Raw genomic sequence first — 16,685 nt, 5'->3', positions numbered from 1 at the left:
CAGGCCCCGTAGGACAAAACGTGCCTGTTGACCGTGACTCCAGCCCTTTGCTACCCCTTGTTTTACTGAGGCCATCAACGGCAGAGGTGCCCGTAACGGGAACATAACAACAGACCCTGGGCACCAGCTTAGCCGATATCCCATTGATACGCCTCGGTTTCTTGACGAAACTACGCGGGCGTAGGACATGGCGGGTTCTATCGAGGCTTGCCAGCCGCCGTCCCCGAGACAAGACGACTAAAGACGACGATTAGACTAAAGAAGACCGACGTTATCTGCGGAATAGGAGCCACGGAACTTCGCAATTTCATGAAGAGACGCAGGGGACTGCTAGCCGAAGACCTTGCTTCAGCATTCTCGCTGTCACCTATGGCAGCAAAGGAGAAACTGAACGAACTGGCCATGGCGGGATAAATCGAGTTCGACCGCACGCTACCGGACGGCAGAGAACTCTTTAGCCGCACGACAACAGGCAATGCGCTCGCTAAAGCCAAGTTCATAAAGCCAGTTTCTAGGGCAACGGCGGAGGTCCTGCTTAAAGGGGTGCTTGAGCGTGTGGCAGAGATAAACAGCAGCCCAGCCTTCATTCATTTCGTCGACCGAGTATCTGTTTTCGGCAGCTACCTCTCCGAGGCTTCGGAATAGGGCGATATCGACCTGATCGTTGAAGACAGCTTCAAGAGCGACCTCGGCGACCAGTGGGAAGTTACCGAAGAACATGCTAGAAGAAGCGGTCGGCAGTTTCGCCATTGGCTTGACGCAGGGATGTATCCCAGGCTTCAGATCGAAATGAAGCTACGGAAAAGGTCACCCTATCTCGACATTCAAACCGCTGATCAGGTCGAACTGCTGGGTCTCAAGCCGGTGACAGTATTCGAACGAAGCGCCTAGCTTTGCAGCTAGGCGATCCGGCGCATCCAATTAGCCTTAACGGACAGAGGGTATCCCCTGCCATAACCTTGGCCTACACCCTCTGTCTGCCAACCGCCGATCTGATCCACAATGTCAGATGGGCATTCAACCGCACGAAGGCGGTCCCGCATGGAGTGCCGGAAGCTATGCATCGAACAGCGTTCTGGCACCATGGGCTTCATCCATTTGTTCAGCGCCGCACTGGCGGAGTTGGAATTCGTCTCGTCTGACTTGTTGTAACGCGGAAACGCAAATGGGCTTGCGTCTGTCTGTGCGAGGATCCGTTTCGCAGCCCACAGAGCCGCTCCAACAAGCGGAACCTCCCAAGCACTGGTCGGCGTCTTCAGTCGCCGCCAAGGGTGCTCTTTGACTACAATTCGGGGCATCTGATCATCCAGGACAATGTCCTCCCGTAGAAGTCCGGCAGCTTCAGCGAGACGCAGTCCGGTATCCGAAACGAGGGCTACCAGCCATCTTAGGTCATCATCGATGCGCTTGCATTCGGCCTGAACTTTGCGAAGCACATCGTCAGGCAGCGGCACACGATCCTTAACGCCAGCTAGCCGGTCAAAGTAGACGTTCCCAAATGGGTTCGCCATGGTGACCTCCAGCTCACTTGCACCGAAGTTCACTACAGATCGAACAGTGCCGAAAACGCGCGTTATACTGCTCCCCGACAGACCACGCTCGATAAGGGAGTCCCGGAAACGGTTTGCATCGGCCTTCGAGTAGGCCTGAAGATCCTTGTCACCGCAGATATCGATCACGTAGCCGCAGGAACGCTCAGCGGCCCTCTTGAAGGTTGCGGGACGTCCCTTGCCCTTGAGCTTCAGATAGATCCCAACTGCCTCGGAGAGCTTCACGGTCTCCTGCAAAGGCTTAGTCGGCGGGTGTGATTGGTTGCTGGCGGCAATCCGCAGCCGATGCTTCCCTGGCAGGGCCGTGTCTTTGATCCGCAAGTGGTACCGGTACTCGTCCAGTTGATCTGCCGCCCGACGAGCTCGTGACGCAGCCACCGTCGCAGACCGCGTTCTCAACGAGTAGGCGATCTTCTGGGTGTCGTAGTGATGCTGAACGTCCCGAGGGATTCTGCGTTCGAAGTAAAAGACGCCGTCTTTAAGGAACGAAAAGGGGACCGATTGGTCATACGCCATGTCCTACGCCCGCGTAGTTTCGTCAAGAAACCGAGGCGTATCAATGGGATATCGGCTAAGCTGGTGCCCAAGGTCGGACTCGAACCGACATGCCTTGCGGCGACGGATTTTGAATCCGCTGCGTCTACCATTCCGCCACTCGGGCCACCTGCCTGCGGTCTATCCGCTGTGCGCTGCCGCGTCAACGGCGGGCGGACAGGCGGATGTCCCATAGATCCGTGCCCGACGGCGCATCGCCCACGCACGGCCCGTGCCGAAGATCCCCCGGACCCGCATAACCCTGCCCCGGGCCATCCTTACATCGGGCCAGTGCCGCACCGCTCCCAGATCGGGAAGCCGCCCGGATCCGCCAGACCCCGTTCCTGCGCCCCCCCCCGGCCAGACCCGCGCAGCAGACGCCCCGCCGAAAAGGCACCGCCGCGCGGCGGCAAGACCACGCGCTCCGCCCGCTACAGGCGGGCGGCCGCGAAGGTATCGCAGTTTTCGATCTGACCGCTGTTCTGCCCCGCCAGGAACCAACGCATCCGCTGCTCGCTGGACCCGTGGGTAAAGCTGTCGGGCATCGGGCGGCGCCCGGCCTCGCGCTGCAGCGTATCATCGCCGATCTGGGCGGCGGCATTCATCGCCTCTTCGATATCGCCCCTCTCGATCGACCCGAACCGCGCCGCCGCCTCATGCGCCCAGACACCGGCAAGGCAATCCGCCATCAACTCCACCCGGACGGAGATTTCGTTCGACTCGACCTCCCCCACTTGCTGGCGCAGCCGCGTGGTTTCTCCAAGGATGCCAAGTTCATTCTGCACATGATGACCGATCTCATGGGCCACCACATAGGCAGCGGCAAAATCGCCGCCTGCCCCAAGCCGCTCTTCAAGCACCGTGAAAAACCCGGTATCGAGATAGACCTTGCGATCCGCGGGGCAGTAGAACGGCCCTGTCGCCTCGGACGCGCCGCCGCAACCGGACTGGGTATAGCCTTTGAACAGAACGAGTGTTGCGGGCCGGTATTCCCGGCCCAGCTGCGTGCGAAACAGCGCCGCCCACACCTCTTCCGTGTCGGCCAGAGTGACGGAAACGAACTCGCCCATCGCGCGATCCTCGGCCGTCATTTCGGTCGGCGCAACCGCCGACCCGCCCGGCTGACCCTGCAACAGCGGCGTCACGTCCACGCCGAGGAACCACCCCAGAAGCAGCACCACGATCACGCCCGCGCCGCCGATCCCCGCCCCGCGGCCACCGCCGCCCATGCCACGACGATCCTCGATGTTCCGGCTGCCCCGGCGACCGCGCCATTCCATCCGTGCCTCCTCCCTGTTCCACAGCGGAAGCTTAACACCCGCAAACCCTGCGGCCAAAGCCCATTCTTCCCTTCGCATCGCGCAGCACCCAAACCGCACCGCCCCGCTTCACGATCCCGTAACGGCGGCTTGCCTTCCGCGCCGCGATGGTCATCCTGCCCGCGGCCAAGAAGGGAGACCGCCATGACCACCGACCGCCGCACCCTTGCCGTCCTGATCGCGGCGGGCGGCTCTGCGTCCGTTCTGGCCGCGGCCTTCGCCTTTCAGTATCTGGGCGGGCTTGCACCGTGCCAGCTTTGCCTCTGGCAGCGCTGGCCCCATGCCATCGCCGTTGCGATCGGCCTGCCCGCCCTCATGTTTGCCCGCGGTGTACTTGGGCGCCTTCTCCCACTGGCGGGCGCGCTGGCCGCACTGGCCAGCGCCGGGATCGGCGCCTTCCATGTCGGCGTCGAACAGAAATGGTGGGAAGGACTGGCCTCCTGCACCGCAGGATCCATCAGCGGCATCTCCACCGCCGATCTGCTGAACCCGGATGTCGATGTCGGCGCCGTCGTGCGCTGCGACGAGATCGCCTGGTCCATGTTCGGCCTGTCCATGGCAGGTTGGAACGTCGTCCTCTCGGCCCTGCTTGCCCTGGTCTGGATCACGGCCTATCGCCGCGCGTCCTGACCGCACCGCTGCGCCCGAAAGGTCAGGCCCCGCCCCCGCACAGGCGCGCATGTTCCTGAATGGCGAAACGGTCGGTCATCCCGGCCACGTAATCGGCCACGATCCGCGCCAGCGTCACCTCATCCCGCGCCGCCTCGATATCCGCGCGCCATTCGGCGGGCAGCAATTCCGGCCGCGCCAGAAACAGCGGGAACAGGTCATTGATCACCCGGGTGACCTTCGCCCGTTCGGCCATCACCGATGGCGCGCGATACATGCGGTGGAACAGGAAGGACCGGATCGCCTTCAACTCCTGATACAGCGGCTTGGAAAAGCGGATGATCGTCGTGCCCATGTGGCGGATGTCATCCACCGATTTCGGTTGCGCCGCCGTCAGCCGGTTCTGCGCGACCGCGATCACATCCTCCACCATCCGTCCGAACACCCGCCGCAGCGCCTCATGCCGCCGCCGCATCTTGTCCAGCCCCGGATAAAGGCGGTCAACCTCTTCAAAGGCAGGCCCCGTCACGGGCAGGCCCATCAGGTCCTCTTCGGAAAACAGCCCGGACCGCAACCCGTCATGCAGGTCATGATGCGAATAGGCCACGTCGTCGGCAATCGCCGCCACTTGCGCCTCGGCGCTGGCATGGGTGGCCAGTTCCAGATCCCACGCCGCATTCACCTCGGCCAGCGCATAGGGCAGCGGCCCCTCGTGCTTCTTGTCGGCGTTGGGGCCGATAACAGGCCCATTATGCTTGGCGATCCCTTCCAGCGCCTCCCATGTCAGGTTCAGCCCGTCGAAATCGGCATAGTGCCGCTCCAGCCGCGTTACGATCCGCAGTGCCTGGGCATTGTGGTCGAACCCGCCATAGGGCTCCATCAGCAGGCCCAGCGCATCCTCCCCGGTGTGGCCGAATGGGGTATGCCCAAGGTCATGCGCCAGGGCTATGGCCTCTGCCAGATCGGTGTTCAGGCCAAGCACGCCCGAAATCGTGCGCGCCACCTGTGCCACCTCGATGGAATGGGTAAGCCGCGTGCGATAGTAATCGCCCTCATGTTCGACAAAGACCTGCGTTTTGTGCTTCAGCCGACGGAAGGCGCTGGAATGGATGATCCTGTCCCGGTCGCGCTGGAAGGGCGACCGGAAGGACGACATGCGTTCCGGGTGCAGCCGCCCGCGCGACGCATCGGGCTGGCAGGCATAGGGGGCAAGGGTCACGCGGTTCTGCCTGTTCTTGTTGAACCTTTGCCGCCATCCTATATGCTGCACGTCTGCCAAGGAAACCGGATTCCGTCATGGACCTGACCCTTCCCCCCAAAGTCACCGACCGCGCCTTCGCCCGGCTGAAAGAAATCTGCGAGGCGACGGGTGAACAAAAGGCCCTGCGCGTGGCGGTGGAGGGCGGCGGTTGCTCGGGCTTTCAGTATGACATCCGGCTCGATGATCCGGCGGGCGATGACCTGATCCTCGAACAGGACGGGGCGCAGGTGCTGGTGGATGCGGTGTCGTTGCCCTTCCTGCAGAACGCCGTCATCGACTATACCGAGGAACTGATCGGCGCGCGTTTCGTCATCCAGAACCCGAACGCCACTTCTTCGTGCGGTTGCGGCACGTCATTCTCGATCTGATCTGCATATTTGCATTTTTCCCTCGTCCTGCGGACGCACCGCCCTACCCTCCCCGTCAGCGATGGTGGAGAGATTTGAATGACCTGCGTCCTTATGCTGGGCTCCGGCCCATCGGTCACCGAGGCCGCCCAATGGCCCCGCGCCCCCTTTGACCATGTGGTCGCCATCAACAACGCCCATGCCGTGCGGCCGGACTGGACGCATCACATCTACCCGTGGGATTTTCCCCAAGACCGCCGCCCACAGCCGGGGCCGGGCCAGACGGCCGTGACAGAGACGGATTTCGTCCCCGCGCAGAATGCCTTTGGCGGGTTCGTCTATGCCGGCGGCACCATGGCCTTCACCGCCGCCTATTGGGCGCTTCATGCCCTGAAACCGCGCGTCCTTGCGGCCTTCGGCTGCGACATGCACTACCCCAAGGGCCAGACCCATTTCTACGGCGCAGGCACGGCCGATCCCTTGCGCCCCGACATCACGCTCCAGTCGCTCGAGGCGAAGTCCGCCCGCCTGATGATCCTCGCCGCGATGGAGGGTTGCGCGATGGTCAACCTCTCCTTCGGCCCCTCGCGCCTGATCTTCCCCCGCGTCACCCGCGACCGCGCCGCCCATGCCCGCCCGGCCCCCTTCGATCTGCGCCTTGCCGATGAAGCGATGAAACGCGAAGACGCGCTCGGCTATCACGTCCCCACAGGCCGCTACTGGGAAGAGGTCCATCGCTTCGATCCCGCCGAACTTCGCCGGCTTGACATGCTGTGGCTCACTGCCGCCCGCAGCGGCCTCGCCGCCACAGCCTGATCCTTGACGCCGCGACTTGTTTCCCCCCGCCCCTCCGGCCTAGAACGGAACCGGACAGGGAGACGCGCATGAAACTTGCCACCTTCAACATCAACGGCATCAAGGCCCGGATCGAGGCCCTGCCCGCATGGCTGGCGCAGGCAAAGCCCGATGTCGTCTGCCTGCAGGAAATCAAGTCGGTCGATGAGGCCTTCCCGCGCGAAGTCTTCGAAGACATGGGCTACCGCGTCGAAACCCATGGCCAGAAATCCTTCAACGGCGTGGCGATCCTGTCCCGCCTGCCGCTGGAGGACGTCTCGCGCGGCCTGCCGGGGGACGAGGCCGACGAACAGGCCCGCTGGATCGAGGCGACCGTGATCGGAGAGCAGCGCGCCATCCGCGTCTGCGGCCTCTACCTGCCCAACGGCAACCCCGCGCCGGGCCCGAAATACGATTACAAACTCGCCTGGATGGCGCGGATGGAGGCGCGGGTGAAGGCGCTCCTGGCCACCGAAGAGCCGCTCGCCTTCTGCGGGGATTACAACGTCATCCCCATGGCGCAGGACGCCGCCAAGCCCGACGCCTGGATGACGGACGCGCTCTTTTTGCCCGAAACCCGCGCTGCCTTCCGCCGCATCGTCAATCTCGGCCTGACCGATGCCTTCCGCGCCCGCGATCCGCGCCCCGGCCAATACTCCTTCTGGGATTATCAGGCGGGTGCTTGGGAGCGGAACAACGGCATCCGTATCGACCACCTGCTTCTCTCGCCGCAATGCGCCGACCTCTTGCGCGAGGCCGGGATCGACAAGGATACGCGGGCCGGCGAAAAACCCTCTGACCATGTCCCTGTCTGGGTGGAACTGGCCGCCTGACCACGCCCCGATCACGCATCCGTGATGCCTGCAGACCACAGGTCGAACATAACACATTCCATTTCGCTGATCTTTCTAGGCTCCTGCCCGGCCTGCGCCTAGCCTCCCTGTCGGTCTCAACCGCTGCCAAGGATGTTGCCATGCGCCTCTTCCCCGCCCTCAGCCTTTCCGCCGCGTTGGCCTTGGCCAGCGCCGCCCCAGCCCTGTCGCTCGACCGCCGGGTGACGATCATCAACAATACCGGTTTCACCATCGTCCGCTTCTACGGGTCCAACACCGGCTCCGACAGTTGGCAGGAAGACATCCTCGGCCAGGATGTCCTTCCCTCCGGCTCCTCTGTCGTCATCAACTTCGATGATGCCACCGGTTACTGCATGTTCGACTTCCGCGCCGAGTTCGAGGATGGCGATGTGCTTGAACGCGGCGGGGTGAATGTCTGCGAAACCGCGACCTTCACCTACGAATAGCCCCGTCGCGGCACTGAGGCGGGTACCGGCCCGCAGCAGTGCCGCACCCCCAGAACCCGTCCCCAGAAGCTGTCCGCGTCACCGCGCCAGCAGCAGTTCCGCCTTAAGCCCGCCCAACGTTTCGCTGCGCCCCAGCCGCAATTCGCCGCCATGGCTGCGCGCGATATCGGCAGCGATCGACAAGCCCAGCCCCACGCCCCCGCCCCGGTTCGGATCGCGGGCCGCATCCAGACGGCTGAACGGCACCACCGCCTCGGCCCGCCGCGCCTCGGGGATGCCCGGACCGTCATCCTCGACCGTATAGCGCAGCCAGTTGGCCCCCATTTCCAGCGCCACCTCCGCCCGCCGCCCATAGCGCAGGCCATTGTTCACCAGATTCTCCAGCGCCCGCGTCACCGCCTGCGGGCGCAGAGGCACGGCAGGCACGCGATCGGGCGCATGAAAGGCCACACGCCCCCCCACGCGCTGCGCATTCTCCACCACCCGCCGCGCCAGCGCGGCCGGGTCCACAGGCTCCACTGCCTCGGTCGCATCGCCCCGCGCAAAGGACAGAAACTCGTCCACCAGCCGCTCCATTTCGGCCACATCGCCCAGCAGGGCGCGCGTCTCCTCATCTTCGGGCAGCATCGCCAGGCCCAGCCGCAACCGCGTCAGCGGCGTGCGCAGGTCGTGGCTGACGCCTGACAGCATCAGCGTGCGCTGTTCGATCTGCCGCTCGATCCGCGCCCGCATGTCCAGAAAGGCATGCCCCGCCGCCCGCACCTCTGTCGCCCCACGCGGATGGTAGGGGATCACCTGACCCTTGCCGAACGCCTCGGCCACCCGCGCCAGCCGCGCGATGGGCCGCAGCTGATTGGACAGGAACAGATAGGCAATCACCGTCATCAGCACGGAGGTCACGATCATCAGCACCAAAAGCTGATGCGGATTGGTCGCCGACATCCTCGCCCGGTTGATCGTCACCACCATCTCGCCCCAGCGCGTCGGGTGATGCAGGCGCACCATCCCGTCGCCCTCCACCAGATCGACCGGCTCCAGCGCGGGAAACTCCTCCCGCAAGGTGCGGATCACCACACGCCCCGAAAGATCCAGCCATTCGGTGCGATCCGCCGCAGGCGCCGCGCTGCGCGCAGGCAGCACCACCTCCACCTCCAGCGGCCCCGCGATCTGGGCCAGCCGCGCCGCCGCCGCCCCCACCGTCGCCGCCGCCTCGGCCTCTTCCAGCAGCAGCCGAACCTCGGCCGCCACCCCACCCGTCAATTGCTGCGTCACCCGCTCGAAATGCCGCTGGATGAAGGTGACCGACACCACCAGCTGGATCGTGACGATCGGCACGATCAGGATCAGCGCGGCGCGGCCGAAAAGACCACGGGGGAGGAAGGACTTGCGGGCCATGGGGCCAGAGCCTAGCCTGCCCCCGCCCCGGAGGAAAGAGGACGTCGCCATGCCCCCGCCCCACCCCGCCCGCCTCCCATCCAACCCGCCGCGCCTGCGCAGCCTTCTGGCCCCGAACCCCTCCCCCCTCACCTTTCGCGGGACGAACACCTACCTTCTGGGCAGCGGCAATGTCGCCGTCATTGATCCCGGCCCCGACGATGCTGCCCATCTGGCGGCAATCCGCGCCGCACTCGACCCGGACGAGCGCATCAGCCACATCATCGTGACCCACGCCCATCGCGACCATTCCGCTTTGGCGCCAACCCTTGGCGCCGCGACGGGCGCCCCCATCCTCGCCTACGGTCTGGCCGACGACGGACGCTCACCCATGATGCAAAGGCTCGCGGATGATGGCCTCACCGCCGGGGGCGACGGGCTTGACCGCGCCTTCACCCCAGACCTGCGACTGGCAGATGGCGAAAGCCTGTCCGGCCCGGACTGGCAGATCACGGCCCTGCACACCCCCGGCCATCTGGGGGGCCATCTCTGCCTCTCCGCGGGGGATTGGCTGTTCTCGGGCGATCACGTGATGGGATGGAGCACCTCCGTCATCTCTCCCCCCGACGGGGACATGCAGGCCTACATGGCCTCCCTCGCCCGGCTCGACCGCCCCGACTGGTCGCTTTTCCTGCCCGGCCACGGTGACCCGATCCCAGACCCGCAAACCCGCGTCCGGGCGCTGATCACCCATCGCGAAGCGCGCGCCGATCAGATCCGCGCCGCACTGGCCCAAGGCCCCGCCGACGCGGCCACCCTTGCCCAGCGGCTCTATCCAGACCTCGCCCCGCCGCTTCTCCCTGCAGCACGGCAGAACGTGCTTGCCCACCTCCTTGATCTTCTTGAAAAAAAGGAAGTCAGCACTCAGGGTCCTGTCTCTGCCCAAGCCCGCTTTCACCAGATCTGACCCTACCGCAACTTTTCTGCGACTATCCCCTTGCCGCCCCCAAACACCCTTGCTATACGGCCCCCGTGTTCCGGCGTAGCTCAGCGGTAGAGCAGTTGACTGTTAATCAATTGGTCGTAGGTTCGATCCCTACCGCCGGAGCCAAAAATCCCCAAACCTGAAGCGACAACAGTCCGCGCGCGGGATTTCGTGCCGCTTGACCGGTCTCGCCACAAACGCCCTCCACCCGATGCCACGCGCCGCACGCGCGGTCGGCTGTCGCCTACCTGCCCGGGGAAGGGCCCTGCTGGTCAGGCCGCGCTCGCCTCAAAGTTGCCACAGTGATTCGATCCGCGCGCCCCTTTCGCACCGGCATCCGGCACGATCATCACGCAAACGTAAACAATCGTTAACGCTGGGAAGCATAGGTTCCAGAACACGCCTAAACATCCGTAATTTGGGCGAAAATTTGACAGCATTAAGGCTGGTTAATATCCGAAAGCGGCAACACAAAGGCACCCCCGCCACATCCAAAAGGCTAGCCATGTCCCGTTCCGCTGCCCCCCTTTCGGCCCTTCTCCTCGCCTGTCTCCTTCCCGTTGGCGCCCAAGCTGCCACTGGTGCGGGAGGGCTCTGCGCTGATGCAGAGCGGGATCCCCTCGCCTTCATCGCGGCGCCGAACTTCGCCGATCGCATCCTGCGCATGTCCACCCGCTGCCCGGAACTGGCGCTGGCCTTGACCAACACCGCCACGAACTCCGTCGTCGCCACAACGGGCACCGACAAGAAAAGCAAGGAAAGACCCACCGCCGATTTCAGCGATCTGATCGACCGGCTGCACACGGCAACGCGCAATCTCGGCGTGGCCACCGCAAATGTGCAAAAGGCACAGGTTGCGCTGGATCGCAGCATCCGCCGGGCCACGCGCACCGGCCTTTCCGAGGCCGAACTGCAGGCGCTCTACGCGATGGAGCCGGACACCGCCGAAACGCTGCTGCCCGACTTCAACACCGCCAAGCGCAAGGCCCTCGAATCCTATGTCGAAGCCCGCGACCGTCTGGCCGAAGCCGAGGAAAAGCTTGATCAGGCCAACGAAAAGGCCAAACCGCTGGTGGAGCGCGCGCTGGAACTGGCCGGCAAGGCCGACATCGCCGAAGCCGAACTCGGCGCCGCGCTGGGTGGGCTGACCAAGGATGAAAAGCAGGCCCTGCTCGACAAGGCGCTCAACGATGCTAAGGCGTCGCTGGCCGAACTCGAGGGCCGCATCGCCGCGGCCGAGGCCGCCTTCGACGCCGCGACGAAGGCGCTCAACTCCGCGATGGACGACAAGCGTTACAAACGCGCCGCACGGGAAGTCGAGGAAGAGACCAAAGACTACGCCCGCGCCGCCAAGAACCTCAGCGAGGCCGAAGAGAAGTTCGCCGCCGCCGAAGCGCGTTTCAAGGAACAGCTCGCCAAGGATGACAAGTGCAAGGGCAGCGATTGCCGCAACGCCAAGCTCGACGCCTTCCGCGCCGGCGGTCAACTCGCCGCCGCAAAGCACGAAATGGAACAGCAGACCGACGATCTGGAAGACGCGCAAAAGGATCTGGCCAAGATCGAAAAGGCGCTCGGCCTTGCAAAGCTGAACGAGGACTACACCACGCAGGCCGCCGCACTCGCCGCAGCACAGGCGGCCGAGGCCATCGCCCGCGAACTGGCCGATGCCACCTCGCGCCAGTCGCAGGAACTGGCGGATCTGCTGTCCTCAGCCGCCAAGGCGCTGGCCGAGGCGCAGGCCGCATCGGATGAGGCCAAGGCCGCCACCGCCGCCGAAGAGGCCGAGGTCGCCGCTGCAAGCCTTGCGCTGGAAAAGGCCCTTGCCGATGCCAAGGCCGCCCTCGCCGGCAGCCCCGAGGAATGGGCGGCGGTCGAAGCCGTGAACGATGCCAAGGTCGAACTGCAAAAGGCGCTCGCGGCGCTCGGCGTGGCGCAGGAAGAGGCCGACGCCCTGGCCGAAGAAGTGGCCGCCCTGCCCGACGTTCCCGCCGAGGTGCAAGACGCCGCCGACGACATGTCCGATGCGGCCGATGCGGCGGAAACCGCCGCCGCTGGCACCGATGAAAGCCTGCATGCGGCGGGCGAGGCGCTGAACGAAAACTGGAACGCGGGCGGTGATCTGCACGACGCGCTGGCCGCCGATGGCCACACCGACACGTCCGCTGCCGACACCGACGGCACCTCCGAAGGTGAAAGCGCCGATGGAGATCAATCCGCCGAAGCGGCAGGCGACGCAGGCAGCGAAAGCGATGCCGGGGGCCAGGACGGACAGGGCGATGGCGCCGATGGCGGCGCCGACGGTGGCGAAGGCCAGGCCAACAGCTGATCCTGTCGCATCGCAAATGCATCACGGCAAGGGGCGCGGTTCCAAACCGCGCCCCTTACCCATCCGCCAGCGTCACTCGCCCTCGGCCCATGCGGCCACCGGCCGCCCTGCGCGTTCGTGCAGGCGCAGCCGCCGCAGGCCGATGATCTGGCGCAGCACCTGCATCCCGCCGACCGTCGCCCCGATATCGCGCAGCATCCCGACATCCGCACGCAAGCCCCGCCAAAGCCCCTGCTTGGCCGCCTTCGACGGGCTCGCCGCAGCCAGCCCGACCACCGCCAGCCGCACACGCTGTGCCAGCCAGAGGCGGTTGAGGAACACTTCCAGACCAAATCCCTTCAGCCCGGCCATCCGGTCCAGATAGGGCAGAAGCATCGCGCGCGGCATCACCCGCTCGCCCGAGATGTAGTCAAGCCCGATCCACCGCCACAGCCATGGCGCATTCTGGCGCAGGCTGATCGCCGCATCCGCCCGCCCCGACCGGACCGGCAGCAGCAGGTCCATCACCGCCATTGGCGTCAGCCCGATCAGATCGGCATCCAGAAGCAGCACCAGATCGCCCCGCGCCGCCGCGACGCCCGCCGCCACCGCCGCCGATTTCCCGCGATTGCGCTCCTGCCGCAGCACCGCAGCCCCCAGCGACCGCGCCACCGCGGCGGTGTCATCGGTCGATCCGTCATCCACCACGATCACCTCGTCGATGGCCGGATGGCCCAGCACCGCCCGCAGGACCACGGGGAGACGTGCCGCCTCGTTCCAGGCCGGGATGATGCAACTCACGCTCACGCGCATCTTCGCCTCCACATCGTCAGACCCAGCGCCGCGATCCCCGCCGCCGCGATCACGCCCATCAGGATCAGCCCCAGATCCCCCGCCCCGACCGACATCCCGAACACCCAGCCCAGTGCCGCCAGCGCGGCCACCTTGGGCAGGCTCGCCATGACCGAGAACAGGACGAACCGCCCCACCGCCATCCGCGCAAAGCCCGCCGTCAGGATCACCGCAAAGCCCGCGACATGGGTCAGCTTGCCGATCAGCAGCAGCCATCCGCCACGCCGGGCGAACATGGCCTGCAACCCCGCGGGTTGCAGCGGCATCCGCCCCGGAAACAGCCGCTGCGCCAGACCGGGGCAGAACCGGCCAAGCGCATAAAGCAGGATATCCCCCACCAGATCGCCCGCCAGCGCCACCGCCAGCACGGCCAGCGGATCAAACAGCCCCGCCGCCGCCAGCGCCCCCGCGACCACGGTCGCAACCGGCCCCTCGATCACGGCCAGCACGAACAGCACGGCCAATCCCTGCTCCTGCAACAGCGCGCGGATCGCTTCCGTCTCCATCCGGATCAGCCCGCCATCTTGCGCAGGGCACCGGGCGCCATCGCATTGCCCCGCCATTCAAAGGTGGTGTTGCCATAGCTCGCCACCCACAGCGCGGGCAGCATCAGATCGCGCAGGGGCAGCATCACCAACGCTCGCCCCGGCCGCACCCAGCCGCAGGCCAGCGCCAGCGCCATCTCGGCCCCGTACCAGACCACCGCCACACCCGCCGCAACCCCCGCGCCGCCCCCGGCCAGCGCCGCCACCAGCGCCACCAGCGACCCGTTCAGCACCTCGCCCGGAAACAGCAGCGGAAACCCCTCGCGCCGCACCTTGGCCCAGCGCAGCTGCCGCGCCCAGACCTGCCGCAATGTCCGCCGCCCGATGGGCTGGGCAAAGGGCCGCTGCGTCAGCGCCACCCGCTTGCCCGCCCCCCGCACCAGCCGCGTGGACGCCACATCCTCGGCCAGCCTCTGCCCCAGCGGCGCCAGCCCGCCCCGCGCGGCGAGAAACGCCCGCTCCCACATCAGCGTCTTGCCCTGCGCAAAGCCAAAGCCCAGACTGTCGGCCAAAAGTTGCAATCGCGCCTGATTGCTGTTCAGGAAGGCACATTCCAGTTCGGCCCAGGCGCCCTCGGGCCGCACGCCCACCGGGGGCGAAGAGACCAGCCCCACCTCCGGCCCGCGGGCGGCCAGCAACTGCCACAGATAATCGCGCCGCAACAACAGGTTGCTATCGGCCATCACCACCCACGCGCCCCGCGCCGCCTGCCAGCCCTTTTCCAGATTGTTCAGCTTGGGGTTCGCGCTCACCCGCGCCTCCCCGATCAAAAGCCGCGCCGCCACGCCGGGATGGGCCGCGATCAGCCCCTCCACCAGAGGCACCACCGGATCATCGGCATCGGCCACGCAGAAGATCACCTCGAAGGCCGGATAATCCAGCGCAAAGCTCGATCCCAGCGTTTCGGCATCCAGCGGGTCCAACCCGCAGACCGGGCGCAGCAGGGTCACGAACGGCGCCGCGTCCACGCGCGGCGGCAAGGGGCGGCGCAGGCGCCATCCCACCACCGCACAGGACAGAAGATGCAGGCCCAAAAGAACCCCGGCCAGCCCGATCAGCGCCAGTTCCATCACAAAACCTCCGCAATGGCGGGCGGACGCGCCGGCTGCATCTCCGGGGCCGCAGCCACCCCTTCCCCGCCCCAAGACAACAGGCGCAACCGCCCGTCATGGCCTTCCACCACGGCGGTGCAACTGTCCGTCCAATCACCGCAATTCACATAGCGCCGCCGCAGATCGTCATGCAGCGCCGCCAGATGGAAATGCCCGCAGACGATGCCATCGCACTCCGCCGCCTCGGCCAGCGCCACCAGCCGCCGCTCATGGGCATGGCTGCGGTAAAACACGCCGTTCAACCCGCGCAGAAGCATTTCGATCGGCCCCCGCGCCTCGCGGCCAAAGCGCAGGCGCAGCGCCCGCAGCCCGCTGTCGATCAGCCGCAGGATCCCGTCGATCCGGCTGCCCACCCGCGTGCAGATGTGGAACCGCAACAGCCGCGCATCGCAGACATCGCCATGCAGCACCAGATAGCGCATCCCGTCCGCCGCCCGATGCACCGCCTGCCGCAGCGGCTCCACCGGCAGGCGCACCCGCGCGGGCCAATTCGCGGCCGGCAGACGCATCAGCGCCCGGTCGTGATTGCCCACCAGATAGACCAGCCGCCGCCCCGCCGCGGCCCGCGCGCGCAGGATCTCGACCACCCGCTCCTGCCGCGCCCCCCAATGCAGGATCAACGGATCCCAGATGTCGAAGATATCGCCCACCAGATAGATCGTCTCGGCATCGTTGCGCTCCAGAAAGCCCAGGATCGCCTCTGCCCGGCACCCATGGGCACCCAGATGCAGATCCGACAGGAACATCGTGCGATGCACCTCCGGCGCTGCCTGTCCCGCCTCTGCCTGCATGCTTCGCCTCCTGCGCCGCCCAGACCTGTGCCGCGCGCAAGCCGCGCCGCGTCGCGCATACTCTGCCGCCGCGCGGTGACGCCTGTTTGAAGGTCTTGAAACATTTCGGTAAAATCACCCCGCCCGTAGCGGAACGGAATGTGACAGCCACAGCACCTAGTTGCCGCGCCCTGCCCGTGCTATAGCGTGCCGTGCAACGGTCCCGCACGACGGGGGGCCACGGGGGCAAAGGTGGACGTCCGGCACTCACGACAGCAGAACCCCGATCGCATCATCCGGCGAAAGCTTTCCGATCAGGTGCTTGACCGGCTGCGCGACATGATCCGCGCGGGCGAATTCCGCCCCGGTGACGCCCTGCCCTCGGAACGTGCCCTGATGGATCGCTTCGGCGTGGGCCGCCCCGCCGTGCGCGAAGCGCTGCAGGCCCTGCATCAGACCGGCCTCATCTCCATCGCACAGGGTGAACGCAGCCGCGTGAATGCCGTGGATGCCGGCACCTTCTTTGACCAGAGCGACGACATCGCCCGCCTCGTCCTCAACATCGCGCCCGCCAACCTGCAGCACCTCAAAGAGGTGCGCCAGATGTTCGAACTTGGCCTCACCCGCATCGCCGCCGACCGCGCGACCGATGCCGACATCGCCGATCTGCGCGCCGCCGTGGCCCATCAGGCCGCCCAGCGCGGCGGCGATCCCCTGCCCTTCATCCAGGCCGACATGGCCTTTCACACCCGCCTTGCGGCGATCTCGGGCAATCCCATCATCATCGCCGCGTCACAGGCCATGCTGCGCTGGCTGTTCGAATATCACACCGCGCTTTTGCACTGGTCCGGGCACGAGGATGTGACGCTCGCCGAACACGCGGCCATCGTCGATGCCATCGCCGCGCATGATGCCCCCGCCGCCGTGGCGCGGATGCGCGCCCATCTCGACCGCGCCCGCGATCTTTACGCCCGGCCCTGACAGCCGC

At 66.0% G+C, this 16,685-nt stretch carries 17 protein-coding genes and 2 tRNA genes; 9 read left to right on the top strand and 10 right to left on the bottom strand.

Translation table 11 applies throughout. The features are described 5' to 3' along the window. Window positions 1-432: 432 nt before the first annotated feature. The 4 genes from GU920_RS18725 to ypfJ form a co-directional block, all read right to left on the bottom strand. Window positions 433-720 (bottom strand): hypothetical protein, encoded by a 288-nt coding sequence (locus GU920_RS18725; RefSeq protein ID WP_235933414.1) that lies wholly within the window; start codon window positions 718-720, stop codon window positions 433-435. A 179-nt stretch (window positions 721-899) separates the two neighbouring features. Next, the gene (locus GU920_RS18720; protein WP_161768633.1) at window positions 900-2,066 is read right to left on the bottom strand and encodes a DUF6538 domain-containing protein; all 1,167 of its coding nucleotides are present in this window, start codon (window positions 2,064-2,066) and stop codon (window positions 900-902) included. Between the two features lie 61 nt (window positions 2,067-2,127). Next, a tRNA-Leu gene (locus tag GU920_RS18715) sits at window positions 2,128-2,211 on the bottom strand. A 304-nt stretch (window positions 2,212-2,515) separates the two neighbouring features. Next, window positions 2,516-3,364 carry a KPN_02809 family neutral zinc metallopeptidase gene (gene ypfJ / locus GU920_RS18710; protein ID WP_161768632.1) on the bottom strand — a complete coding sequence of 283 codons (849 nt, stop codon included), beginning with the start codon at window positions 3,362-3,364 and terminating at the stop codon, window positions 2,516-2,518. A gap of 183 nt (window positions 3,365-3,547) precedes the next feature. Here ypfJ and GU920_RS18705 point away from each other — a divergent pair, with 183 nt between their 5' ends. Next, window positions 3,548-4,033 (top strand): disulfide bond formation protein B, encoded by a 486-nt coding sequence (locus GU920_RS18705; protein ID WP_161768631.1) that lies wholly within the window; start codon window positions 3,548-3,550, stop codon window positions 4,031-4,033. A gap of 22 nt (window positions 4,034-4,055) precedes the next feature. On the opposite strand, the gene GU920_RS18700 is transcribed toward GU920_RS18705, so the two are convergent. Next, on the bottom strand, window positions 4,056-5,231 hold the full coding sequence (locus tag GU920_RS18700; RefSeq protein WP_161768630.1) for a deoxyguanosinetriphosphate triphosphohydrolase: 1,176 nt from the start codon (window positions 5,229-5,231) through the stop codon (window positions 4,056-4,058). Between the two features lie 83 nt (window positions 5,232-5,314). Here GU920_RS18700 and erpA point away from each other — a divergent pair, with 83 nt between their 5' ends. The 4 genes from erpA (at window position 5,315) to GU920_RS18680 (ending at window position 7,754) form a co-directional block, all read left to right on the top strand. Beyond that, window positions 5,315-5,641: an iron-sulfur cluster insertion protein ErpA gene (gene erpA, locus GU920_RS18695; protein ID WP_161768637.1), complete on the top strand. Its 327-nt coding sequence runs from the start codon at window positions 5,315-5,317 to the stop codon at window positions 5,639-5,641. Window positions 5,642-5,719: 78 nt separating this feature from the next. Next, window positions 5,720-6,436, top strand: coding sequence for a hypothetical protein (locus tag GU920_RS18690; RefSeq protein ID WP_161768629.1), 717 nt, complete (start codon window positions 5,720-5,722; stop codon window positions 6,434-6,436). A 68-nt stretch (window positions 6,437-6,504) separates the two neighbouring features. Beyond that, window positions 6,505-7,287, top strand: coding sequence for an exodeoxyribonuclease III (xth, locus tag GU920_RS18685; RefSeq protein ID WP_161768628.1), 783 nt, complete (start codon window positions 6,505-6,507; stop codon window positions 7,285-7,287). Window positions 7,288-7,427: 140 nt separating this feature from the next. Then, entirely contained in the window at window positions 7,428-7,754 is a 327-nt protein-coding gene (locus tag GU920_RS18680) for a hypothetical protein (RefSeq protein ID WP_161768627.1), read from the top strand. 78 nt (window positions 7,755-7,832) lie between these two features. Here the strand turns inward: GU920_RS18680 and GU920_RS18675 are convergent, their stop codons facing one another. Next, window positions 7,833-9,149 carry an ATP-binding protein gene (locus tag GU920_RS18675; RefSeq protein WP_161768626.1) on the bottom strand — a complete coding sequence of 439 codons (1,317 nt, stop codon included), beginning with the start codon at window positions 9,147-9,149 and terminating at the stop codon, window positions 7,833-7,835. Between the two features lie 49 nt (window positions 9,150-9,198). On the opposite strand from GU920_RS18675, the gene GU920_RS18670 reads away from it, so the two are divergent. From GU920_RS18670 to GU920_RS18660, 3 genes are all read left to right on the top strand, one after another. Beyond that, the gene (locus GU920_RS18670) at window positions 9,199-10,095 is read left to right on the top strand and encodes an MBL fold metallo-hydrolase (RefSeq protein WP_161768625.1); all 897 of its coding nucleotides are present in this window, start codon (window positions 9,199-9,201) and stop codon (window positions 10,093-10,095) included. A gap of 69 nt (window positions 10,096-10,164) precedes the next feature. Beyond that, window positions 10,165-10,239: transfer RNA gene (locus GU920_RS18665), tRNA-Asn, on the top strand. 379 nt (window positions 10,240-10,618) lie between these two features. After that, a complete protein-coding gene (locus tag GU920_RS18660) occupies window positions 10,619-12,439 on the top strand; it encodes a hypothetical protein (RefSeq protein WP_161768624.1) in 1,821 nt (606 codons plus the stop codon). Window positions 12,440-12,511: 72 nt separating this feature from the next. Here the strand turns inward: GU920_RS18660 and GU920_RS18655 are convergent, their stop codons facing one another. Genes GU920_RS18655 through GU920_RS18640 form a run of 4 tightly spaced genes read right to left on the bottom strand, consistent with a single transcriptional unit; the run spans window position 12,512 to window position 15,718 of the window. Beyond that, the gene (locus tag GU920_RS18655; RefSeq protein WP_161768623.1) at window positions 12,512-13,231 is read right to left on the bottom strand and encodes a glycosyltransferase; all 720 of its coding nucleotides are present in this window, start codon (window positions 13,229-13,231) and stop codon (window positions 12,512-12,514) included. Then, the gene (locus GU920_RS18650) at window positions 13,222-13,776 is read right to left on the bottom strand and encodes a DedA family protein (RefSeq protein WP_161768622.1); all 555 of its coding nucleotides are present in this window, start codon (window positions 13,774-13,776) and stop codon (window positions 13,222-13,224) included. Before GU920_RS18650 ends, GU920_RS18655 begins: the two co-directional genes overlap by 10 nt. A 5-nt stretch (window positions 13,777-13,781) precedes the next feature. Then, window positions 13,782-14,885 (bottom strand): ceramide glucosyltransferase, encoded by a 1,104-nt coding sequence (locus tag GU920_RS18645; protein WP_161768621.1) that lies wholly within the window; start codon window positions 14,883-14,885, stop codon window positions 13,782-13,784. Further along, on the bottom strand, window positions 14,885-15,718 hold the full coding sequence (locus GU920_RS18640) for a UDP-2,3-diacylglucosamine diphosphatase (RefSeq protein WP_161768620.1): 834 nt from the start codon (window positions 15,716-15,718) through the stop codon (window positions 14,885-14,887). The genes GU920_RS18645 and GU920_RS18640 overlap by 1 nt, the downstream gene beginning before the upstream one ends. A gap of 231 nt (window positions 15,719-15,949) precedes the next feature. Here GU920_RS18640 and nanR point away from each other — a divergent pair, with 231 nt between their 5' ends. Then, window positions 15,950-16,678 carry a transcriptional regulator NanR gene (gene nanR / locus GU920_RS18635; protein ID WP_161768619.1) on the top strand — a complete coding sequence of 243 codons (729 nt, stop codon included), beginning with the start codon at window positions 15,950-15,952 and terminating at the stop codon, window positions 16,676-16,678. Window positions 16,679-16,685 lie beyond the last annotated feature (7 nt).

It is taken from the genome of Paragemmobacter ruber, from assembly GCF_009908315.1.
Classification (GTDB): domain Bacteria; phylum Pseudomonadota; class Alphaproteobacteria; order Rhodobacterales; family Rhodobacteraceae; genus Paragemmobacter; species Paragemmobacter ruber.
The sequence above is the reverse complement of the archived record's forward strand: the minus strand, read 5'-3'. Positions and strand labels throughout refer to the sequence as shown.

Coding starts and splice junctions, on each gene's coding strand:
- GU920_RS18655 (WP_161768623.1), bottom strand. CDS start 13,231: ATGCGCGTGAGCGTGAGTTGCATCATCCCGGCCTGGAACGAGGCGGCA.
- GU920_RS18660 (WP_161768624.1), top strand. CDS start 10,619: ATGTCCCGTTCCGCTGCCCCCCTTTCGGCCCTTCTCCTCGCCTGTCTC.
- GU920_RS18670 (WP_161768625.1), top strand. CDS start 9,199: ATGCCCCCGCCCCACCCCGCCCGCCTCCCATCCAACCCGCCGCGCCTG.
- GU920_RS18720 (WP_161768633.1), bottom strand. CDS start 2,066: ATGGCGTATGACCAATCGGTCCCCTTTTCGTTCCTTAAAGACGGCGTC.
- GU920_RS18675 (WP_161768626.1), bottom strand. CDS start 9,149: ATGGCCCGCAAGTCCTTCCTCCCCCGTGGTCTTTTCGGCCGCGCCGCG.
- xth (WP_161768628.1), top strand. CDS start 6,505: ATGAAACTTGCCACCTTCAACATCAACGGCATCAAGGCCCGGATCGAG.
- GU920_RS18680 (WP_161768627.1), top strand. CDS start 7,428: ATGCGCCTCTTCCCCGCCCTCAGCCTTTCCGCCGCGTTGGCCTTGGCC.
- GU920_RS18725 (WP_235933414.1), bottom strand. CDS start 720: ATGTTCTTCGGTAACTTCCCACTGGTCGCCGAGGTCGCTCTTGAAGCT.
- GU920_RS18640 (WP_161768620.1), bottom strand. CDS start 15,718: ATGCAGGCAGAGGCGGGACAGGCAGCGCCGGAGGTGCATCGCACGATG.
- GU920_RS18690 (WP_161768629.1), top strand. CDS start 5,720: ATGACCTGCGTCCTTATGCTGGGCTCCGGCCCATCGGTCACCGAGGCC.
- GU920_RS18650 (WP_161768622.1), bottom strand. CDS start 13,776: ATGGAGACGGAAGCGATCCGCGCGCTGTTGCAGGAGCAGGGATTGGCC.
- ypfJ (WP_161768632.1), bottom strand. CDS start 3,364: ATGGAATGGCGCGGTCGCCGGGGCAGCCGGAACATCGAGGATCGTCGT.
- GU920_RS18705 (WP_161768631.1), top strand. CDS start 3,548: ATGACCACCGACCGCCGCACCCTTGCCGTCCTGATCGCGGCGGGCGGC.
- GU920_RS18645 (WP_161768621.1), bottom strand. CDS start 14,885: ATGGAACTGGCGCTGATCGGGCTGGCCGGGGTTCTTTTGGGCCTGCAT.